Here is a 25,267-nt window from a genome sequence, read left to right on the forward strand (position 1 = left end):
TAAAACATATAAAAGAGGAGATATACATCATGAAAAAAATCTGGTTATTCCTATTTGTCTTACTAGCGGCAACAGTATTAGCAGCTTGTGGCGACTCCGCTTCAAGTGAAGGTGGAGACTCAGAAACTAAAAAAGTAAAAATCGGTGTCACAGGAACTGACGGTGAAGTATGGCCGATCTTGAAAAAGAAAGCTGCAGCAGAAGGCATTGAAATTGAACTGATCGAGTTTGCTGACTACTCACTTCCTAACAAAGCATTACAAGACGGTGACATTGACTTGAACTCATTCCAACACATTGCATTCCTTAGTGCATTCACAGAAGAGACGGGCGCAGACTTGGTACCGATCGGTGCAACTCTAATTGCTCCAATGGGTATTTATTCGGAAAAAATAAAAGATGTAAACGAAATTGAAGAAGGAGCAAAGGTCGCAATTCCAGATGATCCATCCAACCAAGCACGTGCATTGCTGTTGCTTGAATCTGCTGGACTCATTACATTGGCAGACGATTTCGGATTATTCGGAGACCCATCCAAGATCGAAGAAAATCCTAAAAACTTAGACATCATCCCTATGGTTGCGCAACAAACACCGCTTGTATTGCCGGATGTAGCCATTTCTGTCATTAACAATGGTGTAGCTGGTCAAGCTGGTTTCGACCCAGCAAAAGATCCAATTTACCTAGAAGATGGTGCTGACAAAAATGCTATCCCTTATGTAAACATTTTCGCAGCACGTGGTGAAGACAAGGACAACGAAACATTCAATCGCATCGTTGAACTTTACCATTCAGAAGAAGTGGAAGAAGCAGTGAAGAAAGATACGAACGGCGGATCGTTTGTCGTTGACATCACAGAAGAAGAATTACTTGAGGTGTATGAAGGACTTTAATTCCAAAGAGGAGGAGTTATCATGAGTACAACGTTGAACGGTTTAGATTTAATCACGGAATCCATCGAGCAAAATCGGGAGAAGTACATCGAAACAAGCCAGGTAATCCATGCAAATCCCGAAATCGGGAATCAGGAGTTCTTTGCAAGTGAGAGACATATAGAAACTCTGACAGAAGCTGGATTTGATGTACAGACCGCAGTCGCTGGCCACGAAACTTCATTCTTTGCAGTGAAGGATAGTGGGGTGGAAGGTCCTACTATTGCTTTCCTTGCTGAGTACGACGCATTACCAGGATTAGGGCATGCTTGCGGACATAATATCATTGGTACAACAAGTGTTGCAGCGGGTATCGCCCTTTCCCAAGTACTTGAAGAGACAGGTGGTCGAATAGCAGTATTAGGTACTCCAGCTGAAGAAGGCGGTCCAAACGGAAGCGCGAAAGGCAGCTTCGTGAAACATGGTTTTCTGAAGGATGTTGACGTTGCACTCATGATCCATCCATCTGGTCGTACATCACTGACAAGTGAAACACTGGCTGTTGATCCACTTGACTTCCACTTCTACGGGAAGCCGGCTCACGCTTCAGGTTCCCCAGAGCAGGGAATCAATGCATTAGACGCAGTCATCCTTTTATACAATGGCATCAATGCTCTTCGTCAACAGCTGCCGACAGATGTCCGGGTCCACGGCATCATCACGCATGGCGGAGATGCACCAAACATCATTCCTGAGTATGCATCAGCTCGTTTCTACATCCGCGCAAGCACATGGAAACGCACGGAAGAAGTGTCCAATAAGGTACGAGCGATTGCAGAAGGAGCGGCGCTCGCGACTGGGTCAACAGTCAAAGTGGAACGATTCCAAAATGAGGTCCAAGACTTCGTATTGAACTCCGTATTGGACAGCATCATCCATGAGGAATTAGAGGCAGTCGGGGAAACGGTTTATACTGAAAAATCGACTGGCAAAGGATCTACTGATGCTGGGAATATCAGCTATGCCGTTCCTACAGCCCACCCGCATATCAAAATCGGACCGGACGATCTCATTGCACATACAGACGAATTCCGTGAATGTGCGAAGTCAGAACTGGGTGATGAGGCACTCATCAAAGGAGCAAAAGCACTCGCTGCTACAGGCTATCGTTTGCTGACAGACTCGGTGCTCTTGCATGAAGTGAAGAAAGAACACGAACGGGCTTTGGTGGAAAAACAAAACTAATCAAAACGGCAGACTATACACTTATAAAACACCAACCACTACAAAAAATAGATATCCAATGATTATTTTCAATTGGATATCTATTTTATATTTATAAGATGTATAATTCGAACTCTAATAAATTTTCAAATCATCAATCTTCAAACGGATTTGTTTAACTATAGTGGATTTGAGAAACTTATCAATACTCCAAAAAAGGAAAGATGATGCAACAGAGAACAATAAAAATACCTTCACTGGTACCCAAGCCTCTCCAAATATGAACAAAATTAATACGAAAACAGCCGCAAGAAGTAAATGAATTACTAATGCAACTCCCCCTCTTACTATTCCTTTGAGCTTTTTAGTGACATAATCGGATATTATAGAACTTGGCAACCCATAAAGCAAAAGAATAGGGAATAAATACATTCCAATCATTATGACAAAGCCTGATGGTTCTATTAGGAAAGAAATGAGCATTACCAATATACAGGCTACTATGGAAGAGACCAATTTTCTAATTAACATATTACTAACTCCAATCCTCTCCATTTAACCGGCCTTTTTGTACAAGAATACAAAAAAGAACGTGATTCCTTTCTCGTATTATCAACCTAAATTTCACTCATACAATTTAATAATTGTAACCCTTTGTGATTTAATCAACTCTGATCTAATAGTTCAATCCCATGTCGTAAAATTAGTGTCTTTTGGCAGAATCGATTTAATATATTCAAATTGTTCCACGTTTAGATTATTAGCGTGAAACTCAGTACCAAAATGTTCAGATGAGAAATGACAGTTATTATTCAAATAAAGGAAAATAGAAAACCACTTAATCTGTCCATCCTCATCCTGTGGATTTTTGGTTAGAAAATCAATGATCTTTTCTGCAAGTCGCCCCTCATAGATCGTCATATACATGTCATGTTTTATCGATAGTTCAGTAAATTCATGACGAATCTCCTCATTGACCTTTTCCTCTCCTGTCCAACAATGAATTGCAATATTGTCAGATTGCTTGAAAAAGTATTGCATTATAGGAACCCAATATGAAGGATCATCTGCAATGAATTTTCCGTTATCTGATAAACAATATCTTGTTTCAAAATGTACTTCCATTAACGCAACCTCCATGTCCCTCAGTTTTCATGATAAACAATCGATTCTTACATTGTTTCAATGAATACAGTTCTTCAGTTAGCACAAAGTAACGAAAAGGAGGCCAAGTATGAAAAGGGTTATTATTACCTTTATGATTATTATTATTTTAGTGGTCCCACTACAAACAAACGCTGCCTCCAATTATTATCAACCACCAGAAAAATCTGATGAAGAACTTATAATGGATATGTTCTTTTCTCTACTCTTACCCCATATTAAAAAGCCGGTCATGAATTATTACTCTCAGTATCTATCTGAAACACCATTGGTCTATCCATATCAAATAAAGATCTTAAATATGAAAAGAACAAACCAGTATCGAGGGTTTATTTTTTCTTTAGAAATTGAAATAACGCCAGTTGTTGGACCACACATTGAAGTTGGCAAAGATCATTTGACCTTCACGATTACCCCAAGTAACGTTACTCTTGATAAATTCGAACATATTGAAACATATGAGCTCCCGCCAAATTGGCAACATATTAAACGGAAGCAACAACCATTATAGGAGCTAAGTTCACATGGACAAGTGTTAACTAATTCCGGTTTTTCTTGCTCATAAACCAAAAAATAACCGTTAGAAGTAGCAGTAAAATGGGAGCAAAACCAACATACTTCCAGCTATTATTAGCCCCCAAAAAATAATAGGCGATCGGTATTGAAGTGATGGTGCTAAGTAGTAAAACTGGCCAAGATCTTTTAAGAAGTCCGATCAATAAACAAACAATCGAAATAAATAATGAAAGATTCCAAATAACTAACATGTTTTCCTCCTATCCTTTTACTGCGGCAGGCGAGTGAATCATTGAATCGAATTGAAAAGAAGTAATAACATAAAAAGAATCGGTGAATTTTGCATTCCTCTTCCTCGTTAGGGGAAATGCCACCGATATTACTTCATTCAATCGTATCCAACAGCTCGACTTCAATCTTTTCTGGATTAGTCCACTTATAAAAACGTTCAAGATGCCATTTGTTTAACAATCTATTATAGTTGTTCTTTTCAATCCACAAGTGCAATTCTTCGTAGGAACTTCGGATTTCATAGTTTGGGCCTTCGTATCTTACCACTGCATAATGCTGTGATGGAATCGTTAACACAACCATGCCGGAAGGAATGTCTTCAAACTCCGTCACTTCTACACAGACCCAATATCCATCCTCTTCATCGGTTTCATTTTCCACAACAAATGCTCCGATTTGAACATCTGGATTAATGACATGCTTAACCTCATGAAGCCGTTCACTTAACTGTGATGACGCCTTTGGAATTTCATTCGCATATTGGTCTCCGTGACATAATACTCGAAAACCAACTAACTTACTCTCTGGTAGTTCAATGATAGTTATGCTTTCAGAATTTGCACGAACCATGAAAACCTCTCCCTTTTATACAGCTTTTTATATTCGTTTATTGGACATTTATTGTGCAACAAAACAGTAAATTGGCAAAGGTTGAATGTCTTTATGAACAATTGACGATTTCAATATGGAGATTTGAGAGCGGAGCAAATCCTTCATTTTATCGGGCAAATTCTCGATATCCCGTAGTTCATTGTCAAAGCCGCTCAACACGATATCCACTTCCCAGCGCCCATCCTGCAAATCAGGTGACTCAATCATCTCATCACGTATAATTTTCCATCCTGCCAGCTCAGTGATTTCCTTTATATCTTCAGGCGTCAGTAATGTTCTTATATTAGATTGGCTCTCCCGTTTAAAGGCTTCGTACTGTGCCTGTATGAGGATGGAGAGTAAATGAGGGAATTGTTCGATCGAATTGAATGTAGTGCTCCACTCTGCGAAGCAAAGCTGTTTTCCCCATTTCCTAACTTTGCTCAATATATTTAACAGTTCCTCTCTAGACCTCGTATACCAAGAGCAATGGGAGAAAACGATGTAGTCAAAAGAGGCATCTTCTAATTCGAACTCAGGGGATAGGAGATCAACATTGAAATCGATTCTAATTTGTTTTCCTAATTTGGATTGGAGTAAGTACTTTGCAGAATCACCGAGATTCACTGGACTTCCATAAGTGGGTGAAGCTATATCAATTCCGTGAACATAGCCTTCTTCACCTGCATAGTAAGCGAGGACAGCAGTTGTATCCCCCTGTCCGCATCCAATTTCTAAAATCTTACTTCCAACTTTTACATCCCAAAACTCAACAAGTTTTACACGATGTTTTGTTTGGATTAACTGAATTGGACGTGTCAATTCACTGACGGGCATACATTCAACGATTTTTTTGATCTTTTCTTCAGTCATTTTTGGTTTTCACCTCCACCTAACTCCAGTTCTTCTAAATCCAAAACCTTTGCTTATATGATGAATAAAATCCTGAATTTCATCTACATGTACATATTCCACAAATAAGAACCTAATCCTCTCGAAGAAGTCTTGTTTTTAAAGGAAGGGAAATAATTCTCTGAATTTTTGTGGTAGGTGTGATTAATCATAGTAAAATGGAAGAATGCACAATACAGATCGGATGATGAAAAGTAATCTAACTAATAGGAGGAGGAGGGAAGTTTAATATGAAAAAAATCATTCTAATTGGTTCCGGTGGGTCAGGAAAATCTACATTGGCAAGACAATTAGGTGAAAAACTAAAGATTGGCGTCTATCATCTTGATGCTCTCTTTTGGAAACCGAATTGGGTTGGTGTTACAAGGGATGAGCAAATTGAGGTTCAGCATGATTTAGTGAAAAAAGATGAATGGATCATTGATGGAAACTATGGTGGTACGATGGACATAAGGCTGGAAGCTGCAGATACCATTATATTTCTGGACCTTCATAGAACTATTTGTGTCTACCGAGTTTTCAAAAGAATGTTGAAGTATCGAAATAAGACAAGACCAGACATGGGAGCGGGCTGCGAAGAAAAAATCGACCTCAAATTTATAAAATGGGTTTGGGATTATCCAAAAGCTAAAAGGCCGGATATATTGAAAAAGCTTGGACAATTGTCCAAAGATAAACAGGTAATTATATTAAAGTCACCTAAGGAAATTCGAAGTTACATAGAAAGAGTATAAGTAGATTTATAGGATGGGACGTTGTTTCAGGAAGGAATTAATGTCCCTTTTTGTTGAATATATTATTAAAGAAGTAGTTGCTTGCATTAAAACATTTGGGGGGATTATTTGAAAGTAGCAAGGATAATAGTTGTGATGTTCGCACTCCTCTTTTTATTGGTTTGGAGTTACAAGTACCAAGAACAGCCTACTGAAGAAACTCTATTTACTGTCGACCAAATTACTCATACCAATATTGAACAACTGCAGGTCCATCAAATCGCTTTAAATGAAACAAGAGTGATTGAAGATCCTGTTGCAATTAAAATGTTTGCCACTAAGTTTAAGGAATTAAATAATATTAATGAAAGTTCAGTTGATGTTGGAAAACCTATCTATCTTATATATGTTGTTAATAATGGACGTTATCCACATACACCAATTTCGGTATATAGAGATTCACTCGAGTTTCATGGTAAGAGGCGAGATATGAACTCTGAAGAATCTTCATCATTCTTTAAAATACTTGAAGAAATTCAAAAAAACTCAAAAGAACAAGGAAGCTGATCCTAAGAAAGGATTATCATCCTTGTTGTCGAATATTACTTTAAAATAATTTAATTTCCATAGGGTGAGTATATAGTGGACAAGTTTGTTTTTATATTTGGACCGCAAGCCGTAGGCAAAATGACAGTAGGACAGGAATTAGCAGCGATAACAGGGTTAAAGTTGTTTCATAATCATATGACCATTGATTTATTGGAGCCGCTATACGGATTTAGTCCTGAAATGTGGAGATTGACACACTTATTCCGAAACGAAATATTTCAATCCTTTGCACAGATGGATGAATACGGAATGATCTTTACGAAGGTATGGGACTTCGACAGTCAAGAAGATTGGGACGACGTGGAGAACATGCGCAATATCTTTAGTTCTCAAGGGGTTGACATCTGCTTTGTGGAGTTGGAGGCAGACGTAGAGCAGAGGCTAATCCGAAACAAAACAGACAATCGGCTTGCGCATAAGCCGACAAAACGTAATATTGAACAATCCGAACAACACTTGCTAAGTACATACAAACAACTGAGGTTAAATTCGAGAGAGGGCGAATTACAAACAACAAACTACATAAGGATCAATAACACTAACTTAACAGCAACGGAAGTAGCTTTAAGGATAAAAAGTGAGTTTGAATTATAGTGCTATACCTATTCTGGTGAAAGAGTGATTGATATGAAGTTCGTTTTTGATTTAGACGGAACCGTTTGTTTTAAAGGTAAACCCATCTCGAATAAAATCCTTCAAGCATTATCAGAGTTGAAAGATACGGGCATTGAAGTGATCTTCGCTTCGGCCAGACCTATTCGGGATATGCTGCCAGTTATTGATGATTCGTTTCATCATTATACAATGATCGGAGGAAATGGTTCTCTCATTTCTAAAGAAGGAAAAGTTATTAAATCCAATTCGTTTTCAATTAGTGAAATGGATGAAATTAAAAAGCTGATGAATCAATACAATGCAACTTACTTAATAGATGGTGAGTGGGATTATGCATATACCGGTCCGGATGAACACCCGATACGTCAGAATTTAGACCCTGGCAAGTTAGCGAAGATGGTGAATTTAGCGTCCCTTGATCCAGTAGTGAAGGTTTTAATTCTGACTTCGGATATCATGGAGGAGTTAGCAGAAAGACTTTCAAATGTGAATGTGTTTGTGAATATACACAGCAATGAGAATGTCCTTGATATCAGTCCTAATGGAATCAATAAATGGAGCGCATTAAAGACGCTTGGCATAGAAGAACATACATATATTGCATTTGGAAATGATGCAAATGACATTTCAATGTTTCAAAACGCCTTGCATACAGTGATGATTGGCTATCATGAAAAATTAGCTCCATTTGCTAAAGAAGCTATCACTTTAGATGGTGATTACGAAGAGGGAATCGCCGAAAAAATCCGATCGCTCTCGAAGGAATTTAGCCCAATCCACATATAAATTTCTTCTAATGATCCTGAATCTCATTCGAAAGGGATAAAAGGTTATTGAAGTATCCTATTACTTCCCTTGAAAGAGGAGAAGACATTTCTTCCATTTTCCTTAAATTTCCTTCCCTTGAAGATATTCAACAAAAAAGGAATTAATCCTTCCAGATTAACTCCTTTTTCATACCACCTAATTTTATATTTTTGATCCTTCTTCAATAATTCCAGTTACCAATCTCTCTGGAATATTCATTCCCTTCACCCAGTCTTCAAAATTTATTTCCAATACATTAGTGCTCTGGGCAAGTGCAGTCAGAATCTTAGAGTCTTTAAATGAATATGAGAAAGTGTGGAGCGTACCAAAGAGCTCGTCATAGTCTGTGAAGAATAAAGGAGAATCAAGATCTGCGAAAGTAGTGAATAGCTCATGTTGATTCAAATCTTCGTAGACTAAATCATTTAAGAAATTATTACGTTGAATGGATCCCTCGATATGTGGTCTGTTTTTATTCTGTAAGTCAGAGTCTTGAAAATGGTTTACACAAGTCAGGCTTTTTTCTCCCGCTCTCACCTTCACGCCCTCGGGCGTCGCTTCTACTACGGCAAGATTCCCTTCCCTGTCGGCAAGCGAGAAATTATAACAAGCCGCGTGAGGGATTTTTGTCAATACTCGGATGGCATCTTCAACCGATGCACATGTATCCAACACGATTCGAACAGCGGTCCAGGCTGAAATACCGGTTCTGTAATCGTCATTACTGACAAAGTGTAAGCCACAGACTAGTCCTTTGTCATTTACGCCATCGTGTCTGCCCAATACTTGTAAATTGTATCCGGCTGTTGCAAAAGCCTTTTCCGGCTGAATTAAACTAAAGACTCCGTCGTACAGAGAGGGTGAAAAATCATAATTCCTGACATAATAATCCGGCGTTATAAAAGCTGTACATCCCATTGCCTCTGTCTTCGGAACATCATAACCGCTGAATAGAGCGGCCGCTTTATCCGAAGTGATCCCAAGACTTTGCGCTAACCCATCTAACTCGTCAAGTAAGTGAGGTGCAAGTGACGCAAAGATGGATTGCATTTCGGAAACATCAATTTCAGGTTTCGTAATGAGTTCAAAGGTATTTAAAATAGGTTTCGTTTGAATCCATTTCCCTGACTGAGCACCAATCATAAAAGAAGAGTCCCGAATCTGGAGTATGTTTACCGTGAGAAGTGACAATTTGTGTTCCCCCAATCATATTGTCATCTTATGATTTCACTAAGCTATTCGACATCAATAGTTTCATGTTTTGGTGAAAGACCTCTGGAGAAGCCCAGTGTGCATAGTCACTTGGAATCTCAAATACTTCGTCATTTGTTTCCGACAACTGTGTTAATAGTTGAATATACGACTTTACTTGTCTGATATTCTCTACATCTCCGATTGGTCCGTGGCCAGGGACCAGTTGCTTAATCTCTAACTGTTCAATGTCTTCCAACATGTGAATCCAATGGTGGACATCCGATTCCTCTAAAAATGACGGATGTGTATTTACGAACAGTAAATCACTTAGAAAAGCAATATCATCATCCGGCAGGTAGAGGAATGAATCACAAATCGAATGACCTCCGCCTAATGTGATTAGTTGTGCGCTTCTTTTCGACCCATGGAAATGAAAGGAGCGTTCGAAAGTGACATGAGGGAGAGTTAAGGTTAACGTTGGGAGTGATTTTTGGATGTGCTCCAAAAAGCTGATTTTATTGTTTAAGTGTTCATCCTTCTGTTGTTTCAGTGATTGGATATATTCCTCTAATTGAGCTAATCCTTCTTGTTGTTTAGCAATCCGTTCAGGATGAAGTTTTTTCATCGTATTGTAAGTTAGATGACTTGAAATGATAATAGAATCGGCAAAGACCTGATTTCCCCTGATATGGTCCCCGTGCCAGTGACTGTTGATGACAGTACTGACTGAATTTCCTGTTAATGATTCTGCCAACTTCTTCAATTCTTCGGCAGCTTGTTGAGTATTGAATGTATCGAATACAATCGTTTGATCGCCTAAATCCACAAATCCGGCATTGCCGACAGAACCTCCACTTTCTGTTGCAATGGCCGCATAAACGCCATCAGCCAACTTAGATAATTCAAAATGAACACTATGTAAGTTCACTTTCTAATCCTCCTACAGTACAAAATTCTTCTTAAAACCTTATTCAACAAAAAAGGAATTAATCCTTCAAAGATCAATTCCTTGTAACTGTGTTCCATAGATGATTTTGTATCTTAGGCAGCATTTTTAAGTTCGTCTTTTAAAGGATTTGCCCTAAAAACATAACCGAAACAAATCGCAAATACTACATAAATCACTGTCATGAGAATGAGGATGAAGTTAACTTGATCGATCAATTGTCTGATCAAGGCAAACGCAACAACGATGAAGTGCGACATGTTTCCCAGTACGACTGGCCTGTTATAGATTCCGCCAATCCGTGCAGAACGTGTAAACCAATTTAGCATAGCGAACCCGAAATAGAGCCCTCCGATAATTTGTAGAAGGATCAAGGTAATTGGAGAGGCATCAATCCCTAAGAAATTAGCAATCTCTTTAGGGAGGAAGGTTCCAACGAATCCCCACAAACCCATTACAACCGCACTGCTACTCATGAGCCAATTCGTATTCATATTGCGCCTCTTTTCATTTGGACTTGTAGTTTCTAAACAACAACCATAGAATGCTAAACATTAGAAACGCTACAGCTTCCAACGATAATAGATACCAAGGATAAGGACCTAAATAGTCAAGCAGGCTGCCGTTTACAGGTTTCATTCGTAAAAACATATAATTGCCTTCCACCAGTAGATTGACTAAAAAAATGACTGGCAATAACAGATTCAACGTTAGCATCGTTTGTAGAACACCTTTGAAAGTTGGACGGTATCCTTTTACCCAGGTAAAATACAGGGCGGTCAAAATAATCCCGCCATGTGTATAGAAAAAGTGGAAGTAGCGGAAATGTGGATAGCTTAAATCTAATACGGGTGTGAGAACAGCTTGAAGAGCCCCTCCAATCCCGGCGAAGAATACGAATGGATAGAGCTTACGATTACCAGTCCACAGAAGGACAATCGCTGCAAGTAAACTAAGACTACATAACTCAAGCGGAAGGGAATCCATCAGTCTCCACCGGTTAGAACTGATGAGCCAGACGTGGTAGCCCAAGTCCATGATCAGAAGTGTAACAGCAACAAAACGTTCCCACTTCTGATGTGGATTAATTCGATTTTTCATCGTGAATAGCAGGATTGCGGCAATAACAATGACGGAAATTGCGAACCAATGTGCTGCCGAAAACATGACAAATTTCATTACGTCTCCCCGTCCTTAAAGTCTTCTATTACCTTATTCCATTCTAATGGTGAAAAATCCTTGTATTTATAAACTTTCTTTATTTTCATCCGTATACATAGTGGGGTGAGGATGGATGTACTTTTTATTCTTTTGTTTGTTGTCGATTTTTTGGATTGCTGCAGGTATATATACGTTAAGGCATCAAACTATTAGACTCTTTACAAAGGTTAATTTGTCTGATGAAGAAGTGAGGAGCCGGGCTGTCCGCAGAATCGGGATTCTGTATATCGCTTCCGGTGCGGGGCTGATGTTAGCAACTCTCCTATATTTCCTGACGCCTATGAGCAGCCAACCGTTCATCCTGTTCTTCTGTATATTTGGGACAATTGAGATTATGCTTCGTATTGATTTAAACAGTTACTAAGGAGGTCATCGTCATGATATTCCGTTCGAAAGTAGATCGAATTTTTGTCATTACAATTGGAATGGCCATTCTGATTCTTGCCGCGTCCTGCTTCTTTCCATATTTCCTTGAGGATGAAGTGCCATTACTTGCAGGAGTGATTCTTACATCTACTTTTCTTCTATGCACTGGATTTATCGTTTGGATTTCAATTGATATTCGTTACAAGTTGAACGATGATCATTTATTCATAAAAGCTGGACCGATCCGCCGCCGAATTCCGTATAATGAAATCACAAGGGTTTCTCCGAATCGCGATATTTTCACTGGGTTCCGAATACTTTCCTCAAGTGATGGACTGGAAGTTTCGTATAAGTCGGCGATTATGGGAGGCGTTAAGATTTCCCCGGAGAATAAGGAGTTATTCGTTACTGAATTGAAAAAGAGATGCCCGAATATCAAAAGCTGATTATGGGGGAGTTATGAGGAAACTATTAAAAGCATTTATCGGAATAAGTTTTATAGTCTATTTGTTTGCATTGGTTGTAATTCTCTTTTTACGGGCCAGAGGACATCACTGGATGGATATTTCACTGTTCGAATACATGGAACGTTCTTCAAATTTCGTTCCGTTTAAAACGATCCATCAATTTATCACGGCCTACCAAAATAATCGATTGAATACAGAGATCCTCATTGAAAACTTATTTGGAAACTTGATATTGTTCTGCCCAATGGGACTGTATTTGCCTTTTTACTTTAGAAAGCTTTCTAAAACCTTTTGGTTTTTGCTCGTTATGCTTATATTGTTGTTCATAGTTGAAGCAACGCAAATCATCACGAGACGGGGCAGCTTCGATATCGATGATTTCATCCTGAATATGATCGGGGCACTGATTGGATTCGGAATTTGGAAGTTTGTGCAAAAGAAAGTACATACATATTTTAGACGCCGGTAAAATGCCAGGCGTTTTTATTTCTCTCTTGTATATTCAGAAAACTTTGTTTATTATAAAAACTGAGAGGTGATTCAGTTGTCAGAAATAGCTACAGTACATTCATTAACAAAGAAAGGGGAAAAAACCCGTCAGCATCTTCTGTCGGTAGCCGAGGGGGTGTTCGGGGAGAGGGGATACTTTAATGCGTCAATTGTGGACATTACCCAACAGGCAAAGGTGGCACAAGGCACGTTTTATAATTACTTTCCTTCCAAACAGGCGATTTTCGAGGAGCTGGTCCGAAATATGAGCCACAGTTTCCGCAGTGAAATCCGGGAGGCGATTAAAACAGCGAATAGTTTTGAAGAGTCACAGCGTATTGGCTTCAGGACCTTCTTTTCATATGTCAAAAATCACCGGAACTTATATAGTATCGTCCAACAAGCAGTATTAGTAGATGAAGAGCTTTATAGATGGTATTACGACCGTCTGGCTTCCGGGTACATTAAAGGGCTGGAGGAAGCGATCGGCAAAGAGGAAATCAGGAAGTACGATACAGAAACGATTGCGTACTGTCTTATGGGGATTAGCCAATTTATCGGGATGCGCTGGGTGTACTGGGAAGATCAGCCCGTTCCTGATCATGTGTTGGAAAATGCAATCGCCTTTATTTTTAATGGATTAAACCAAAATAGATGAGGTGTGGAAATGAAGGGCATATCCTACTGGATTGAAAAACGCGCCATGATTACACCTAAGAGAATCGCATTAATAGATGAACAACAACAGTTAACCTATTTGGAAATGAACAGGTTGGTACATAACTACGCGAGTGTATTGCAGTCGGTTTACGCCATTCAGAAGGGCGACCGAGTTGGAGTCCTTGCTGGGAATGGCATCGATTATATCATCACGCTATTTGCGGTGGCGAAGCTCAACGCGATTGTGGTACCACTCAATATCCGGTTAACTGCGGATGAACTGACTTATCAGATTTCGGACAGTGGCCTCCGGACATTCATTGTGGACGATGAGCACTATGATCGTGGGGTAGAGCTGCAGGAAAGAATCCCGTTGAATCTATTGACCTTCCAATCCCTCCAGCAGAACACGCCGTCGTTAAGTAATGTTGACGAACCGGACCCACTGGCACCTTACATCATCTGCTATACATCGGGTACAACGGGCCGTCCAAAAGGAGCGGTGTTGACTCAGGAAAATATGTATTGGAATGCGGTCAATAATTCTTTAGGTCTCGATATCACGTCTAAAGATAAAGTCATTACCTTGTTGCCGCTCTTCCATATCGGGGGAATTGGCCTGTTCACGTTCCCGACTCTGTTGGCTGGCGGAACAGTCATCGTTCCCGATCGTTTTGATTCCGGTCAGGCTTTGAACATGATCGAAAAGCATAGAGTCACGATTGTAATGGGTGTTCCTGCAATTCATGATGCCATCCGGAAATCCTCGAACTTTGACCAGACGGATCTCTCTTCTGTCCGTTTCTTTTACAACGGAGGAGCACCGTGTCCGGAAGAATTGATCAGATTTTATTTCCAAAAAGGAATACAATTCGGGCAAGGCTACGGATTAACTGAGACTTCTCCGACTGTGTTCTTGTTGTCCGAAGAGAATTTTGAAACGAAGATCGGTTCAATCGGGAAACCAGTTTTATTCACTGATATTAAAATCGTGGACGAGGAAGGAAGAGGAGTAAAAGCGGGAGAAATCGGGGAGCTGTTGGTAAAAGGTCCGAACGTGATCCGGGAGTATTGGAACTTGCCGGAAGCAACAGCCCAAACCTTCCAGGACGGTTGGTTTGCTACGGGAGATATGGTTAGGCAGGATGATGAAGGGTTTGTCTTCATTGCTGGACGAAAGAAAGAAATGATCATTTCTGGTGGGGAAAATATTTACCCGTTAGAAATTGAGCGGGTGCTTTACGAAATGGAAGAGGTGGATGAGGTGGCGGTCATCGGAGCATCTCATGAGAAATGGGGAGAGACACCGATTGCTATTGTTGTGATGAAAAGCGGAACCTCACTCACAGACGAGCAGCTCCGTTCCTATTGCGCCTCCAAGTTAGCTCGCTATAAAGTACCGAGTAAGTTCATTTTTGTAAGCGCTTTACCGAAAAATGCGACAGGTAAAATCGATAAACCATCGTTGAAAAAACACTACACAGAAGAAGTGATGAAGCTATGAGTAAGTTTTATGTCGGACAGACAGCAAGCTTCAGCCGGACTGTGACGGAAACAGATATTGTCATGTTTGCAGGTTTGAGCGGTGATTATAATCCGGTGCATGTGGACCAGGAATATGCAGCCGAGACGAGGTTTGGTCAGCGGATTGCACATGGCATGCTGACAGCATCCTTCTTATCGAGACTGCTTGGCATGGAGCTCCCGGGCAAAGAATCCGTTTACTTGGAACAATCGCTCAAGTTCACGAAGCCTGTGTTGATCGGGGACACGATTACGGCAACCGCTGAGATTTTGGCCATTGACTATGAACGATGCATCATCACGCTTTCGACCATCTGCACAAATCAGGATGGAGTCACTGTTCTGAGCGGTGAAGGGAAGATGATGATGCCGAGAAAGGAGATGCATGATGGTTCAAATAATTAAAACGAGTGTCTATTTCCCGCCGGAAGTTGAGACGGCGAGCGATTTGGAAGGTAAGACAGGCATTCCCGAACAGGTGATCAAAGAAAAATTCGGCTTGTACGAAAAACATGTGGCCGATTCATCCGAACATGCAGCCGACATGGCGATAAAAGCGGCAAAACCATTAATGGAAGTGGTCGATCCTCTGGATATCGATGTCATTATCTACTACGGGAGTCCTTATAAGGAATACCAAGTATGGTCATGTGCGACGAAAATTCAGCATGAATTGGGCGCAAAAAATGCCTATGCGTTTGAAATGATGAATGTGAGCTCTTGCTTCCCGATCGCTTTGAAGGTTGCGAAGGATATGCTGACTGCGGACAAGAACATTCGGAATATTTTACTCGCTGGAGGCTGCAAGGAATCGCAAATCATCGATTATGAAAACCCCCGATCGCGTTTCATGTTCAACTTTGCTGACGGGGGAGCGGCTGCACTGATTTCAAGGTCTGAAGGAGAATTCGAGATTTTGGATTCATTCATCAAGACGGACGGATCGTTTTATGACGATATTAAAGTACCTGCAGGAGGCTCTGTTCTACCAGCTTCACACGAAACGGTGGACGACCGATTGCATTCAATTGACGTAAAGGACCCTGCTGATATGAAAGAACGGCTTGACCCGGTTTCTGTACCGAATTTTGTCCAAGTTGTAAAGGAAGCTGTTAAACGGAGCGGATACAAGACGGAGGATATTAAGCTTTTATTGCCACTTCATACTAAGAAATCGATGTTCCGTCAATTGCTGGACGGGTTGGATTTAACGGAAGAAGAGGCGATCTACCTCGATCATCATGGTCATATGTCAGCACTCGATCCGTGTGTTGGACTAAACTTCTCATCTCAGAAAGACTTGAAAAAAGGGGATATTGTTGTGGCAGTCAGTGCCGGAACCGGCTATACATGGGCTGCCACGACGTTAAAAAAACGATAGGGGGAGTACTAGTGAAAATGTTCAAACGATGGGGTGTAGGTTTGTTGGCAGTTTCCCTGATTCTCAGCGGATGCAGTTCGGGGAATACCGCGGAAGGAAATGATGATGATCCGATTAAAATCGGTGTCCTTGCTTCCTTGACCGGTGCTTTGGAGTCGTACGGAAAGCAGACGACGCGTGGATTCGAGCTTGGGTTGGAATATGCGACTAACGGAACGATGGAAGTGGCCGGCCGAGAAATCCAGTTCATCAAAGAGGATACAGAAACTAAGGCCGAAGTTGCTGTGCAAAAAGCGACGAAGCTTCTTGAGGAGGACGGGGTGGATTTCCTTGTAGGTTCTTCAAGCTCGGGCGATACACTTGCAGTACTTCCGCTTGCGGAGGAATATAAGAAAATCATCGTAGTCGAACCTGCTGCGGCCGATACGATTACCGGTTCGGAGTTCAATCCATATGTATTCAGGACAGGCCGGAATTCATCGCAGGATGCTGTTGCTGGAGCGGCAGCCATTGCGAAAGAGGGCATTAAAATCGCAACTCTTGCACCAGACTACTCATTCGGGCATGACGGGGTAGCTGCTTTCAAGGAAGCAGCGGAAAAGTTAGGTGCGGAAATAATTCATGAAGAATACGCAGACCAAGCTGCTACAGACTTCACGTCCAATATACAGAAAATTATCGACCAAAAGCCTGATTATTTGTATGTAATCTGGGCAGGGGCCAATACACCATGGAACCAGATCGGTGATATGAAAGTACAAGAAAAGGGCATCAAAATCTCGACTGGTGTTGCCGATTTTGCAACGTTCCCGACACTTGCTCCGCTTGTCGGAATGGAAGGATTCACGGTCTATTATCACGGACTGCCTGACAATGAAGTGAACGATTGGCTCGTTAAAGAGCATGAGAAACGTTTTGGAGAAGCGCCGGATTTATTCACCCCGGGCGGAATGAGTGCGGCCATTGCAATCGTGGAAGCCTTGAAGAAAACGGAGGGGGATACGGATTCGGACCTTCTCATTGAAACGATGGAAGGGATGAGTTTCGAAAGTCCGAAAGGGACGATGACCTTCCGACCGGAAGACCATCAGGCACTTCAGACCCTCTATGCTGTAAAATTAGAGGAGAAGGACGGTTTCGACTATCCGATTCCGGTGCTGACAAGAGAATTGAAACCGGAAGAGACCGAACCGCCGATTCGGAATTAAGGATCATGGACATCATAGGGAGAATCCGATTAGTTTTGATTCACTAATCTAAAATTTGATTCAAGCATCCAATTATTTTATCAATTGGATGCGTTTTTTGTTGTATCGATGTTTTCTGTACTTTTATTGCCTATTGGACTCTTAAAATTGTTGAACAATTCTTCCCAGGATTAGATTGCTACATTCATTACCGATTGTTTCATTCCTATGATAATTATTAAAAAAGAGCGCATACTGTTCCTTTTGCTTAGGATTAACTTTATAATGCCCACTATATGATTTTTAGGGGAAATGAAAATTATGCGTATAGCTTAAGGAGGAAATGTATATGAAAAAAATGATATTTACCATAATAACCGGTCTAATGGCCGTTGTTTTAGTAGCATGCGGAGGAAATGAAGAGAGTAAAAAAGCTGAAAATGATGATCAGGCAACAACAGCTGAAAGCGATCAGCAAAAGAAATTAGAAGCACAGCACGTCGATGAAAACGAAACTGTAGCTATTGTGAATGATCAAAAGATATTAGGAAGCGAATACAATAGCGCTTTAGCATATATACAGGGACAAATGCAGCAAATGGGCCAGAATCCTACTTCTAAAGATGCTGCAGAGCAAGTGAAGAAGCACACAATTGACAACTTAATCGGACAAACTCTTCTACTGCAACAGGCTGATAGCTATACCGCTTCAGAGGCAGAGATAAATAAGCAGCTGGACGAGATGAAAAAACAGTTTAAATCAGAAGAAGAATTCCAAGTGGCTCTTAAACAATCCGGTATGAATATGAAAACACTTGAAACTGAAATAGCAAATGATATTAAACTTAATCAGTATATCGAGAAAGAAGTTCCCGTCGGTGAAATAACCGATGAAGAAATTCAAGAAATGTACAATCAATTTGCCGAACAAGGAAAGAGTAGTGGACAAGAAGTTCCAAAGCTTGAAGAGTTAAAACCACAAATCAAACAATCTCTTCAACAGCAAAAACAGCAAGAAGGACTTGCCCAACAGGTTGAAGAGCTAAAGAAAAATGCGAAGATTGATATTAAGATTTAACGGTCACACACAAATATCAACAGTATAAGTGGCTGTTGACTAATGCCCCTTAAGCGAAAGAGGAGATGAATCTCTACAAAATGTAGCATTCATCTTCTTCTATCAATTCATTGCGATTCCCACATTCTTTTTTGAAGTCAAATTTTGACGCGATTTCTCGATTTTTTTGTATACTAATAAAAGGAAAACAAAGAAGCGAGGAATTTAAAATGTCTAAACTAACTGATACGTTAATGGCTGATATGAAGACTGCGATGAAGGAGAAAGACACAGTACGCAAAGGTGTCATTAACTTGATCCGTGCAGGAATTAAGAATCAGCAATTGGAATTGAAGCGTGAATTGACGGAGGAAGAGGAAATCCAAATCGTCCAACGTGAATTAAAGCAAACGAAACAATCCCTTGAGGAAGCTGAAAAAGCGAATCGTGAGGATATCGTAGAGGCAGAGAAAGAAAAAATCACCATCATCGAGCACTACTTGCCGAAGCAATTGTCTAAAGAGGAATTGCTTGAATTGATCCAATCTCTTGGAATCGAAAAAGGAACGCCAATGGGTCAAGCAATTGGTCAAGTCATGAAAGAGGTTGCTGGCCGTGCCGAAGGGAAAGTCGTTTCTGCAACGGTGAAGGAATATTTGAATAGCTAAAACGGAAGCCGTCCCGAATGCCATGGGGCGGCTTTTCTATCGTTACTGCATTGCACCGACCGCTCCCGAGAATTCCCCATGTTTTAGAAGAATCGAATTTAACCCGTACATATTTGTATAACGTATTACAATATCCTTCATCAACTGATTGTTTGAAAAGGTGGAACCGATATAGACGATGGTCTTGGCGTTGAATTGCTGGGCCGCTTGTAAGCTGACAACAGTAATTGTCTCGGCAACCATTCCGACAATCGTTGATGTCAGTTCCTCATTGGAAAGATTGCCTGAACTTAAGTCACGCAAGTTTCCAAAGTTGCTTGCCGTCAAATCCCCTGGAATCGGTGGTTCCGTCCCTTCATAAATATGATGGACTTTCAAATCGATTCGGTCCCGCTTGTTACCTGTAGCGAGATTTGATATGTCTTCATATTCATCCAATCCAGTCAAAAGCTTTGCAAGTCCCATGATGGTCCCGCCACCGACACCCGTTCCGGCTACTCGGACATGCTGACCGCCGTTGATATGATGGATTGAAGTGCCCGTCCCGACATTCGTTAAGATGTAGGAGTCCTGACTGTGTCCTTCTTCAAGGAGGAGTTGTTGTACGCCACTGATCGTTGCCTCGAACTCGGGAACCATAATTGCATTTGCTTTCAGTAATTGACTAAGAGCACCAGCCTTCCCACCAGTTATGGCTATATGGGAACTTGCTTGGTCATTCACCCACTCCGCTGCCGCATTCAACTAATTAGCGGGAAACTTTATGTAATGTGTTGTATTCATTTGGGAGTAGGCAATCTTAATTAAACTTCCGCCTGCGTCGACTCCGATTCGCATATTATTTCTCATCCCCTAACTTTCCTTCTATTCTCATGATAAAATACAATGGAATAGAAGGAAAATTTTACAGTTGGGTTGGTGGGACGGATGATTATTGTTACAACGGAAAACGTACCGAATTATGTGGTGAAAGAAGTGTTGGGCCCGACATTTGGGTTAACAGTCCGAGCAAGAGGACTTGGAAAAGACATCGTAGCTTCTTTAAAGGGTCTCGTCGGCGGGGAGATTAACCAGTATACAGAAATGCTCGAAGATGCCCGGAAACAAGCGATGGACCGGATGGTTGCCAACGCAACAGCTATGGGAGCGAATGCTGTTGTTATGATGCGCTTTGACTCAGGGGAAATTGGCCAAAACATGAGCGAGATCGTAGCTTACGGAACAGCTGTCATTGTTGAGAGGAAGTAGCCATGGATTGGATTGGCTGGGTATTTGGCTTCTACGGACTACAACTTATTGTGTTGATCGTTCTGATTATCGGTTCCTGGTACGTCTGGGATCGCCGGTTCAAAACGAAACATGGCAAGAGCGTTCCCGAAGGGTTTGAACGGACGAAGGAAGTATCCATCGACCCGACAACCGGTAAACGGCTTGTCGTCTATTTTAACCATGACACCGGGGAGCGGTTTTATAAGGAAGAGTAAAAAAAGGTTCTCCTTTGGCGTTCAGATTTAATATAGTAGCTCAAATAGGTATCCGATTAAATCAAATTAATTGGATGCCTATTTACGTTGCAAAAAAATACGCCAAACAAATAGTTCGGCGTAATGATAGTAAGGACGATCTTAGGGAAATATGATTCTGCTTACAATCCCCTTAATGGACTTCACTTTTCCTATTAATTATTTAGCAACTCATCAATAAAATGAAGAGGGACATATGTTTTTCCTGGCTCAAGTAGGGCTGGAGCTACTTCAAAAGAGCGAAGGGCCTTATTGTAGCCGTATAGCTTTTCACCACGTGTCATCGTATAGGATTGGGCTCCTTTTGTTAATAGGGCTCCATTGTTTATGGCAACCACCTTGTACCCCAGTTCTTCAGCAATAAGGCGTAGTGGTACCATTTTCGTTCCGTCTACTTCATAGAAATCCATTGCAATAATGTCTGTAACAACAGCGTTTGCTGCATGTTCTTGTTCGGATTCCTGCTGAGTCAATAACACTACTTTATGAGGTGATGTTTGGGCAGGAATGCTCTTTGTTGTGAACGTGTAAAATATTAATAAGTCCTTTCCTGCCAAATCAGAAGGAACTATCTCTTTGCCAGATGTGCTTGTTAGTTCTGTATCTTTACTTATATTTAGTTTTAACGAAAGATTTTCGTCTACTAAATTCTTGTCAAATGAACCCACTGCTGCTGTACCCAATGCCTCTGTTTCCACAATCACAACTTCCGGACTGTATTGAGGAGGATAAATTAAAATTGCCGGTTTGTTGGCGTACGTGTAGGCAACTACTTTGTCTCCTTTTTTTATCTCTACCTTTTTGCCGGTGTTATCAAATAAGAATGTATCTTCAGTAACTGCAAGTACATTTATATTTTCTCCATCCTTTAAGGAATAATAGATTACATCCCCACGTTTTTCGATACTTTCTACAGTACCTGTCGTTTTAATAAAAACCGGTTGAATCTCTTCCTGCTCAATTGGGACATCCGTTGCAGCAGAAGCTGTGCTTGCAACAACAGTGCTTCCTACTAGTAATGCTGTTATTGCGATCGGCGCGAATTTTACCATTTTCATAGAACCCTCTCCTTTTCTAATTTCAGTGAATTGGACCACTATAGAATGAGAAAGGTTACAGATTGAAAAAAATATGGTCAGTTTATCATTGCCTAAGTCTTCTACGGACCATTTGTATACTTATTATCACCCATCATGTAATTGTTGCTATCTCCGGGTTTTGCGTGAGCATCTGTCGATGGCAAAGAATCATTTTTTAACTTTCGATTTCTACGGTCGACCACGAATGCAAAGGCCACTAATCCTACTATTACAACCCCCATGAACCAAAACAATGCGTTTTCCTCCTTTCACAAAACGGGTTATTAGTCATTCCAATAGTCATCCATCATTTCAGAGGCTTTTACTAAGAACAATTTATTAATATCTTCCAATTGATGCTTATTCGCATAGTGAGAAACAACTTTTAACGCGAAAGAATAACCGGCAAAGATGGGAATCCCTTTTTCGGAATTCCCGAAACATAAGTCGCTCTTAACATGATCATCAGTCGATTTTAAGTGTTCTTTTATTTTATTCCAGTAGGAGTTTTCCAAATTACCGGATAAATTGTCTTTCCACCATCTTTTATCGGGGAAAAGGGAAAGGCTGAAGAACTCGGCAGTGCCTTCCATCTTGAACCACTCTTCCAAAGTGAATGAATCTAAAGACAGATGGTAAATAGGATTACTGGGACATGCGTGATGTAGTTCGTGTGCCAATAAATACTGAAAGAAGTCATCATCCGGCTGTGGAGGAATCGCAATCACAATGTTACCAGGACCATTTGTAAAAGCATTAATCCATAAAGGTTTCGGTTGTTCTTTAAAGTATGAAAAGGGGAGCGAAGGGACAATAGTTATTCGTACAGAATCGAAATCTAAGTACTGGTTAACCCGTCGAAAAGTTTCTGTCGATAATTCTTTTACATGTTTTGTATCCCATTGAAAATTGGAAAATTCATCATAAGTGAACTTCTTGAATTTCTGTAACTGAAATCGTCTAATCAGGTGATCATAATTATTCATCCACGTTTTTTCATTTACCAACTGAGTGAATTCATTCTTTAAGTATTCATCCACGTTTTGCCGATTTTCCAATAGTTCCGCTGGTGTGATCTGCCTAATTTCTAACACGACAAAACACCTCTCAATCTACATTTAATTCTTTCCCATAATCACATATGGCTTATCAGGAACACCGGGATAAAACCGTTCCTTCACAATAACCCACCCCATTGATTCATAGAGGGAGCGGGCAGAATGGTTATCCGTTTGAGTCGTTAGAATGGCGGTTTTCCGTTCTACTTCATCGAGCAGTTCGGTCATCAGTGTTTTAGCGTGTCCTTGTCTTCTGAAATCGGGATCTACGGCAAGTTCCACCACTTCAAAGCAATCTGTTAACCAGTGTTCGTATTCATTCGGAGCCAGTTCTTTAGCAAGCAGTCCATGGTAATATTGCCCAGGTAATGACGTGTAGCCGTATGCAAAGCCTTTTAACCGATCAGTTTTGCTAAGAAGAGCTACCCCTCTGAATCCATCATATGTATAGTGTTTTCTAAGTCGTTCATCTATCGACTGATTCCATACTCTGTTATAAAGACTCTCAATTTGATCGAATAATGCATCGTTAATTTTTAATAATTTCATTTATATTCACCTACGATTTTTAAAATTTCCCGTATAATTGTCTCCATCTCATCAACACTTTCGAGAGTGAAAACATAATCAGCTTCACTCTCATCAGGAGCGATGTTATGGCCATTTTCGGTTAATGACTCCTGCAGTTGAAGAACTTCCTCAAAACTCGTGACGGTCCGAATAATATCAGTCCTCCGTCCGCTGGTTGCAATCCTCTCAAGTAAGACCTCTTGAGGCATGTCAAAGTGAACTAACACACAGGTGAATCCCTTATCCCGGAACTCCTCCAAGAGCTTTAAGCGATTCACGCGGTTTTCATTGGAATTGCATAGGATTATATGTTGGTTCGTCTCACTTACCGCATAGTCCACCACCGATCTCGTGATGGCGAATTTCAGGCGATGCGGTCCTCTTTTAGGAATCAAAGAAGGATAGTGGCTGAGAAGGAACTCTGCATGAACATCCTGATCAATGACAACGGAATTCTGCAATTCTTTCTCCAATGATCTTGCAAATGTTGTCTTTCCGCTATGTGTTTTGCCGACAGTCGCTATTAACAATCGTTTCATCTTTTCTACCTCACCGAATTACAGGCGTCTTTCGCCCGTTTGCCCAGTCCATGATGAATGATTGTTGTCGTTGATTCAGATTTGCCGGTAATGCTTCTTTATTGAAAAACCGGTGTTCCTTACTCTCAGAGCCTGCTTGAACCAATTCTCCTGTATATGAAGTGGCTTTGAAAATTATTTGAACACTATAAACACGATCCTTGTTGGAATACTCAGCAAAGCAATCTTCTCCGGAATAAAGACCGAATAACTCTAATTCCCCGACTGATAAGTTCGTTTCTTCGAGTGTCTCTCGTCTCGCTGCTTCCTCAAAAGTTTCACCAAGTTCCATCACACCGCCTGGAATACACCAACTATCCTCATCCGTCCGGTGCTGCAGAAGAATGCAGCCATCCTTTTCAATAATGACCCCGCAACCAACGGTAAATAGTGTCTCGTGGCCAATTAATTTACGCATGTCAGCAATGTAATTCATGAAGAAACGCTCCTATCTATGTAATCATTTTTAATTAATTCGATAAAAAGGGCTGGTAATCCTCTTACAAGTTACGGGTGCGCAATGTGAAAGAGGAATTCTGCAATATAATCGACGTGCTGCGCAATACCAATAGGTCACAGGCGCAATATACTCCTTCTAATGCGCAATATGAAAGAAGAATTCTGCAATATAAAAAGGGAAGTCTGATGAGAAGTGCAAAAGAGCGATTCCCATCCGCAAAAGAAAGGTTTCAGCCTGCAAAAGATGTTCCTATACCGCAAAACAACCTGCTCAGCCTGCAAAACTTCACTGTAAAATAAAAGAATTAGAAAAACATTCCAAAAAAGTGAAACCATTTAGAAGTTGAAAGCGTATACAATTTTAAGGTGGAAGTTGTGTACGTAGAATTCTTCAATCGTTTGTATGATTGTTAAGTTAATAAAAGAAATAAAAAAAGTCGTTTTAAAATAACTGCTCAACTATTAGTTGGCGCATTTACCGTTTACACAGATCTCATGGCAAGCCTTGTATTTCGTCTGGAATTTC

At 40.7% G+C, this 25,267-nt stretch carries 36 protein-coding genes; 20 read left to right on the forward strand and 16 right to left on the reverse strand.

The features are described 5' to 3' along the window. The first annotated feature begins 29 nt into the window (after positions 1-29). Positions 30-893: a MetQ/NlpA family ABC transporter substrate-binding protein gene (locus tag ACFOZY_RS00165; protein ID WP_378150956.1), complete on the forward strand. Its 864-nt coding sequence runs from the start codon at positions 30-32 to the stop codon at positions 891-893. Between the two features lie 21 nt (positions 894-914). After that, a complete protein-coding gene (locus ACFOZY_RS00170) occupies positions 915-2,117 on the forward strand; it encodes a M20 family metallopeptidase (RefSeq protein WP_378150959.1) in 1,203 nt (400 codons plus the stop codon). 114 nt (positions 2,118-2,231) lie between these two features. Here the strand turns inward: ACFOZY_RS00170 and ACFOZY_RS00175 are convergent, their stop codons facing one another. Both ACFOZY_RS00175 and ACFOZY_RS00180 read right to left on the reverse strand, forming a co-directional pair. After that, positions 2,232-2,627 (reverse strand): hypothetical protein, encoded by a 396-nt coding sequence (locus ACFOZY_RS00175; RefSeq protein WP_378150961.1) that lies wholly within the window; start codon positions 2,625-2,627, stop codon positions 2,232-2,234. A 153-nt stretch (positions 2,628-2,780) separates the two neighbouring features. After that, entirely contained in the window at positions 2,781-3,221 is a 441-nt protein-coding gene (locus ACFOZY_RS00180; RefSeq protein ID WP_378150963.1) for a hypothetical protein, read from the reverse strand. Positions 3,222-3,330: 109 nt separating this feature from the next. Between ACFOZY_RS00180 and ACFOZY_RS00185 the strand changes: the two genes are divergently transcribed. Further along, a complete protein-coding gene (locus ACFOZY_RS00185) occupies positions 3,331-3,771 on the forward strand; it encodes a DUF3888 domain-containing protein (RefSeq protein WP_378150965.1) in 441 nt (146 codons plus the stop codon). A 28-nt stretch (positions 3,772-3,799) separates the two neighbouring features. Here ACFOZY_RS00185 and ACFOZY_RS00190 read toward each other — a convergent pair whose 3' ends face one another. From ACFOZY_RS00190 to ACFOZY_RS00200, 3 genes are all read right to left on the reverse strand, one after another. Further along, positions 3,800-4,027, reverse strand: coding sequence for a hypothetical protein (locus ACFOZY_RS00190; RefSeq protein WP_378150967.1), 228 nt, complete (start codon positions 4,025-4,027; stop codon positions 3,800-3,802). Positions 4,028-4,160: 133 nt separating this feature from the next. Next, positions 4,161-4,637 (reverse strand): GyrI-like domain-containing protein, encoded by a 477-nt coding sequence (locus ACFOZY_RS00195; protein WP_378150969.1) that lies wholly within the window; start codon positions 4,635-4,637, stop codon positions 4,161-4,163. A 48-nt stretch (positions 4,638-4,685) separates the two neighbouring features. Beyond that, positions 4,686-5,531 carry a class I SAM-dependent methyltransferase gene (locus ACFOZY_RS00200; protein WP_378150971.1) on the reverse strand — a complete coding sequence of 282 codons (846 nt, stop codon included), beginning with the start codon at positions 5,529-5,531 and terminating at the stop codon, positions 4,686-4,688. A 269-nt stretch (positions 5,532-5,800) separates the two neighbouring features. Here ACFOZY_RS00200 and ACFOZY_RS00205 point away from each other — a divergent pair, with 269 nt between their 5' ends. The 4 genes from ACFOZY_RS00205 to ACFOZY_RS00220 all read left to right on the forward strand — a co-directional run bounded on the left by ACFOZY_RS00205 (position 5,801) and on the right by ACFOZY_RS00220 (position 8,293). Continuing rightward, positions 5,801-6,304 (forward strand): DNA topology modulation protein, encoded by a 504-nt coding sequence (locus tag ACFOZY_RS00205; protein WP_378150973.1) that lies wholly within the window; start codon positions 5,801-5,803, stop codon positions 6,302-6,304. Between the two features lie 108 nt (positions 6,305-6,412). Further along, a complete protein-coding gene (locus ACFOZY_RS00210; protein ID WP_378150975.1) occupies positions 6,413-6,850 on the forward strand; it encodes a hypothetical protein in 438 nt (145 codons plus the stop codon). Between the two features lie 75 nt (positions 6,851-6,925). After that, positions 6,926-7,486: a DEAD/DEAH box helicase family protein gene (locus tag ACFOZY_RS00215; RefSeq protein ID WP_378150977.1), complete on the forward strand. Its 561-nt coding sequence runs from the start codon at positions 6,926-6,928 to the stop codon at positions 7,484-7,486. Between the two features lie 33 nt (positions 7,487-7,519). After that, a complete protein-coding gene (locus ACFOZY_RS00220; RefSeq protein ID WP_378150979.1) occupies positions 7,520-8,293 on the forward strand; it encodes an HAD-IIB family hydrolase in 774 nt (257 codons plus the stop codon). A gap of 183 nt (positions 8,294-8,476) precedes the next feature. Here ACFOZY_RS00220 and ACFOZY_RS00225 read toward each other — a convergent pair whose 3' ends face one another. From ACFOZY_RS00225 to ACFOZY_RS00240, 4 genes are all read right to left on the reverse strand, one after another. Beyond that, positions 8,477-9,505: a C45 family autoproteolytic acyltransferase/hydolase gene (locus ACFOZY_RS00225; RefSeq protein WP_378150981.1), complete on the reverse strand. Its 1,029-nt coding sequence runs from the start codon at positions 9,503-9,505 to the stop codon at positions 8,477-8,479. 28 nt (positions 9,506-9,533) lie between these two features. Continuing rightward, a complete protein-coding gene (locus tag ACFOZY_RS00230; protein ID WP_378150983.1) occupies positions 9,534-10,436 on the reverse strand; it encodes an MBL fold metallo-hydrolase in 903 nt (300 codons plus the stop codon). A gap of 113 nt (positions 10,437-10,549) precedes the next feature. Further along, positions 10,550-10,948, reverse strand: coding sequence for a hypothetical protein (locus ACFOZY_RS00235; RefSeq protein ID WP_378150985.1), 399 nt, complete (start codon positions 10,946-10,948; stop codon positions 10,550-10,552). A 13-nt stretch (positions 10,949-10,961) separates the two neighbouring features. Then, positions 10,962-11,633, reverse strand: coding sequence for a YwaF family protein (locus ACFOZY_RS00240; protein WP_378150987.1), 672 nt, complete (start codon positions 11,631-11,633; stop codon positions 10,962-10,964). A gap of 139 nt (positions 11,634-11,772) precedes the next feature. On the opposite strand from ACFOZY_RS00240, the gene ACFOZY_RS00245 reads away from it, so the two are divergent. From ACFOZY_RS00245 to ACFOZY_RS00290, 10 genes are all read left to right on the forward strand, one after another. Then, the gene (locus tag ACFOZY_RS00245; RefSeq protein WP_378150989.1) at positions 11,773-12,039 is read left to right on the forward strand and encodes a hypothetical protein; all 267 of its coding nucleotides are present in this window, start codon (positions 11,773-11,775) and stop codon (positions 12,037-12,039) included. Between the two features lie 13 nt (positions 12,040-12,052). Further along, positions 12,053-12,487: a PH domain-containing protein gene (locus ACFOZY_RS00250; protein WP_378150991.1), complete on the forward strand. Its 435-nt coding sequence runs from the start codon at positions 12,053-12,055 to the stop codon at positions 12,485-12,487. A gap of 13 nt (positions 12,488-12,500) precedes the next feature. Beyond that, positions 12,501-12,977, forward strand: a complete 477-nt coding sequence (locus tag ACFOZY_RS00255; protein ID WP_378150993.1) for a VanZ family protein — start codon at positions 12,501-12,503, stop codon at positions 12,975-12,977. 75 nt (positions 12,978-13,052) lie between these two features. After that, positions 13,053-13,655: a TetR/AcrR family transcriptional regulator gene (locus tag ACFOZY_RS00260; RefSeq protein ID WP_378150995.1), complete on the forward strand. Its 603-nt coding sequence runs from the start codon at positions 13,053-13,055 to the stop codon at positions 13,653-13,655. Between the two features lie 9 nt (positions 13,656-13,664). Further along, positions 13,665-15,161 (forward strand): o-succinylbenzoate--CoA ligase, encoded by a 1,497-nt coding sequence (gene menE, locus ACFOZY_RS00265; protein ID WP_378150997.1) that lies wholly within the window; start codon positions 13,665-13,667, stop codon positions 15,159-15,161. After that, positions 15,158-15,586, forward strand: a complete 429-nt coding sequence (locus ACFOZY_RS00270; RefSeq protein WP_378151000.1) for a MaoC family dehydratase — start codon at positions 15,158-15,160, stop codon at positions 15,584-15,586. The genes menE and ACFOZY_RS00270 overlap by 4 nt, the downstream gene beginning before the upstream one ends. Continuing rightward, positions 15,567-16,562 (forward strand): 3-oxoacyl-ACP synthase, encoded by a 996-nt coding sequence (locus ACFOZY_RS00275; protein WP_378151002.1) that lies wholly within the window; start codon positions 15,567-15,569, stop codon positions 16,560-16,562. Before ACFOZY_RS00270 ends, ACFOZY_RS00275 begins: the two co-directional genes overlap by 20 nt. 17 nt (positions 16,563-16,579) lie before the next feature. Continuing rightward, positions 16,580-17,770, forward strand: a complete 1,191-nt coding sequence (locus ACFOZY_RS00280; RefSeq protein WP_378151565.1) for a substrate-binding domain-containing protein — start codon at positions 16,580-16,582, stop codon at positions 17,768-17,770. Positions 17,771-18,098: 328 nt separating this feature from the next. Then, a complete protein-coding gene (locus ACFOZY_RS00285; RefSeq protein WP_378151004.1) occupies positions 18,099-18,827 on the forward strand; it encodes a SurA N-terminal domain-containing protein in 729 nt (242 codons plus the stop codon). Positions 18,828-19,036: 209 nt separating this feature from the next. Beyond that, positions 19,037-19,474: a GatB/YqeY domain-containing protein gene (locus ACFOZY_RS00290; protein ID WP_378151006.1), complete on the forward strand. Its 438-nt coding sequence runs from the start codon at positions 19,037-19,039 to the stop codon at positions 19,472-19,474. 42 nt (positions 19,475-19,516) lie between these two features. On the opposite strand, the gene coaW is transcribed toward ACFOZY_RS00290, so the two are convergent. Continuing rightward, positions 19,517-20,218, reverse strand: a complete 702-nt coding sequence (coaW, locus tag ACFOZY_RS00295; RefSeq protein WP_378151008.1) for a type II pantothenate kinase — start codon at positions 20,216-20,218, stop codon at positions 19,517-19,519. A 174-nt stretch (positions 20,219-20,392) separates the two neighbouring features. Here coaW and ACFOZY_RS00300 point away from each other — a divergent pair, with 174 nt between their 5' ends. Together ACFOZY_RS00300 and ACFOZY_RS00305 are read left to right on the forward strand one after the other, a co-directional pair. After that, positions 20,393-20,722, forward strand: a complete 330-nt coding sequence (locus ACFOZY_RS00300; protein ID WP_378151010.1) for a YbjQ family protein — start codon at positions 20,393-20,395, stop codon at positions 20,720-20,722. Between the two features lie 2 nt (positions 20,723-20,724). After that, positions 20,725-20,958, forward strand: a complete 234-nt coding sequence (locus ACFOZY_RS00305; RefSeq protein WP_378151013.1) for a hypothetical protein — start codon at positions 20,725-20,727, stop codon at positions 20,956-20,958. A 194-nt stretch (positions 20,959-21,152) separates the two neighbouring features. On the opposite strand, the gene ACFOZY_RS00310 is transcribed toward ACFOZY_RS00305, so the two are convergent. The 6 genes from ACFOZY_RS00310 to ACFOZY_RS00335 all read right to left on the reverse strand — a co-directional run bounded on the left by ACFOZY_RS00310 (position 21,153) and on the right by ACFOZY_RS00335 (position 24,718). Beyond that, positions 21,153-22,055: a stalk domain-containing protein gene (locus tag ACFOZY_RS00310; protein ID WP_378151015.1), complete on the reverse strand. Its 903-nt coding sequence runs from the start codon at positions 22,053-22,055 to the stop codon at positions 21,153-21,155. 101 nt (positions 22,056-22,156) lie between these two features. Beyond that, positions 22,157-22,330: a hypothetical protein gene (locus tag ACFOZY_RS00315; RefSeq protein WP_378151017.1), complete on the reverse strand. Its 174-nt coding sequence runs from the start codon at positions 22,328-22,330 to the stop codon at positions 22,157-22,159. Between the two features lie 30 nt (positions 22,331-22,360). Then, a complete protein-coding gene (locus ACFOZY_RS00320; RefSeq protein WP_378151019.1) occupies positions 22,361-23,170 on the reverse strand; it encodes a DUF2268 domain-containing putative Zn-dependent protease in 810 nt (269 codons plus the stop codon). 24 nt (positions 23,171-23,194) lie between these two features. Further along, positions 23,195-23,683 carry a GNAT family N-acetyltransferase gene (locus ACFOZY_RS00325; RefSeq protein ID WP_378151021.1) on the reverse strand — a complete coding sequence of 163 codons (489 nt, stop codon included), beginning with the start codon at positions 23,681-23,683 and terminating at the stop codon, positions 23,195-23,197. After that, positions 23,680-24,243 carry an ATP-binding protein gene (locus ACFOZY_RS00330; RefSeq protein ID WP_378151023.1) on the reverse strand — a complete coding sequence of 188 codons (564 nt, stop codon included), beginning with the start codon at positions 24,241-24,243 and terminating at the stop codon, positions 23,680-23,682. The genes ACFOZY_RS00325 and ACFOZY_RS00330 overlap by 4 nt, the downstream gene beginning before the upstream one ends. Before the next feature lie 10 nt (positions 24,244-24,253). Further along, positions 24,254-24,718, reverse strand: coding sequence for an NUDIX hydrolase (locus ACFOZY_RS00335; RefSeq protein ID WP_378151025.1), 465 nt, complete (start codon positions 24,716-24,718; stop codon positions 24,254-24,256). 77 nt (positions 24,719-24,795) lie between these two features. Between ACFOZY_RS00335 and ACFOZY_RS00340 the strand changes: the two genes are divergently transcribed. After that, on the forward strand, positions 24,796-25,041 hold the full coding sequence (locus ACFOZY_RS00340) for a hypothetical protein (protein ID WP_378151027.1): 246 nt from the start codon (positions 24,796-24,798) through the stop codon (positions 25,039-25,041). Positions 25,042-25,267: the final 226 nt, after the last annotated feature.

Source organism: Chungangia koreensis, from assembly GCF_042651785.1.
Lineage (GTDB): Bacteria > Bacillota > Bacilli > Bacillales_A > Planococcaceae > Chungangia > Chungangia koreensis.

Bases quoted from the DNA above. Each gene is read 5' to 3' on its own strand.
- ACFOZY_RS00165 (WP_378150956.1), top strand. From the start codon at position 30: ATGAAAAAAATCTGGTTATTCCTATTTGTCTTACTAGCGGCAACAGTA.
- ACFOZY_RS00170 (WP_378150959.1), top strand. From the start codon at position 915: ATGAGTACAACGTTGAACGGTTTAGATTTAATCACGGAATCCATCGAG.
- ACFOZY_RS00175 (WP_378150961.1), bottom strand. From the start codon at position 2,627: ATGTTAATTAGAAAATTGGTCTCTTCCATAGTAGCCTGTATATTGGTA.
- ACFOZY_RS00180 (WP_378150963.1), bottom strand. From the start codon at position 3,221: ATGGAAGTACATTTTGAAACAAGATATTGTTTATCAGATAACGGAAAA.
- ACFOZY_RS00185 (WP_378150965.1), top strand. From the start codon at position 3,331: ATGAAAAGGGTTATTATTACCTTTATGATTATTATTATTTTAGTGGTC.
- ACFOZY_RS00190 (WP_378150967.1), bottom strand. From the start codon at position 4,027: ATGTTAGTTATTTGGAATCTTTCATTATTTATTTCGATTGTTTGTTTA.
- ACFOZY_RS00195 (WP_378150969.1), bottom strand. From the start codon at position 4,637: ATGGTTCGTGCAAATTCTGAAAGCATAACTATCATTGAACTACCAGAG.
- ACFOZY_RS00200 (WP_378150971.1), bottom strand. From the start codon at position 5,531: ATGACTGAAGAAAAGATCAAAAAAATCGTTGAATGTATGCCCGTCAGT.
- ACFOZY_RS00205 (WP_378150973.1), top strand. From the start codon at position 5,801: ATGAAAAAAATCATTCTAATTGGTTCCGGTGGGTCAGGAAAATCTACA.
- ACFOZY_RS00220 (WP_378150979.1), top strand. From the start codon at position 7,520: ATGAAGTTCGTTTTTGATTTAGACGGAACCGTTTGTTTTAAAGGTAAA.
- ACFOZY_RS00235 (WP_378150985.1), bottom strand. From the start codon at position 10,948: ATGAATACGAATTGGCTCATGAGTAGCAGTGCGGTTGTAATGGGTTTG.
- ACFOZY_RS00240 (WP_378150987.1), bottom strand. From the start codon at position 11,633: ATGAAATTTGTCATGTTTTCGGCAGCACATTGGTTCGCAATTTCCGTC.
- ACFOZY_RS00250 (WP_378150991.1), top strand. From the start codon at position 12,053: ATGATATTCCGTTCGAAAGTAGATCGAATTTTTGTCATTACAATTGGA.
- ACFOZY_RS00255 (WP_378150993.1), top strand. From the start codon at position 12,501: ATGAGGAAACTATTAAAAGCATTTATCGGAATAAGTTTTATAGTCTAT.
- menE (WP_378150997.1), top strand. From the start codon at position 13,665: ATGAAGGGCATATCCTACTGGATTGAAAAACGCGCCATGATTACACCT.
- ACFOZY_RS00270 (WP_378151000.1), top strand. From the start codon at position 15,158: ATGAGTAAGTTTTATGTCGGACAGACAGCAAGCTTCAGCCGGACTGTG.
- ACFOZY_RS00275 (WP_378151002.1), top strand. From the start codon at position 15,567: ATGATGGTTCAAATAATTAAAACGAGTGTCTATTTCCCGCCGGAAGTT.
- ACFOZY_RS00280 (WP_378151565.1), top strand. From the start codon at position 16,580: ATGTTCAAACGATGGGGTGTAGGTTTGTTGGCAGTTTCCCTGATTCTC.
- ACFOZY_RS00285 (WP_378151004.1), top strand. From the start codon at position 18,099: ATGAAAAAAATGATATTTACCATAATAACCGGTCTAATGGCCGTTGTT.
- ACFOZY_RS00290 (WP_378151006.1), top strand. From the start codon at position 19,037: ATGTCTAAACTAACTGATACGTTAATGGCTGATATGAAGACTGCGATG.
- ACFOZY_RS00305 (WP_378151013.1), top strand. From the start codon at position 20,725: ATGGATTGGATTGGCTGGGTATTTGGCTTCTACGGACTACAACTTATT.
- ACFOZY_RS00310 (WP_378151015.1), bottom strand. From the start codon at position 22,055: ATGAAAATGGTAAAATTCGCGCCGATCGCAATAACAGCATTACTAGTA.
- ACFOZY_RS00325 (WP_378151021.1), bottom strand. From the start codon at position 23,683: ATGAAATTATTAAAAATTAACGATGCATTATTCGATCAAATTGAGAGT.
- ACFOZY_RS00330 (WP_378151023.1), bottom strand. From the start codon at position 24,243: ATGAAACGATTGTTAATAGCGACTGTCGGCAAAACACATAGCGGAAAG.
- ACFOZY_RS00335 (WP_378151025.1), bottom strand. From the start codon at position 24,718: ATGAATTACATTGCTGACATGCGTAAATTAATTGGCCACGAGACACTA.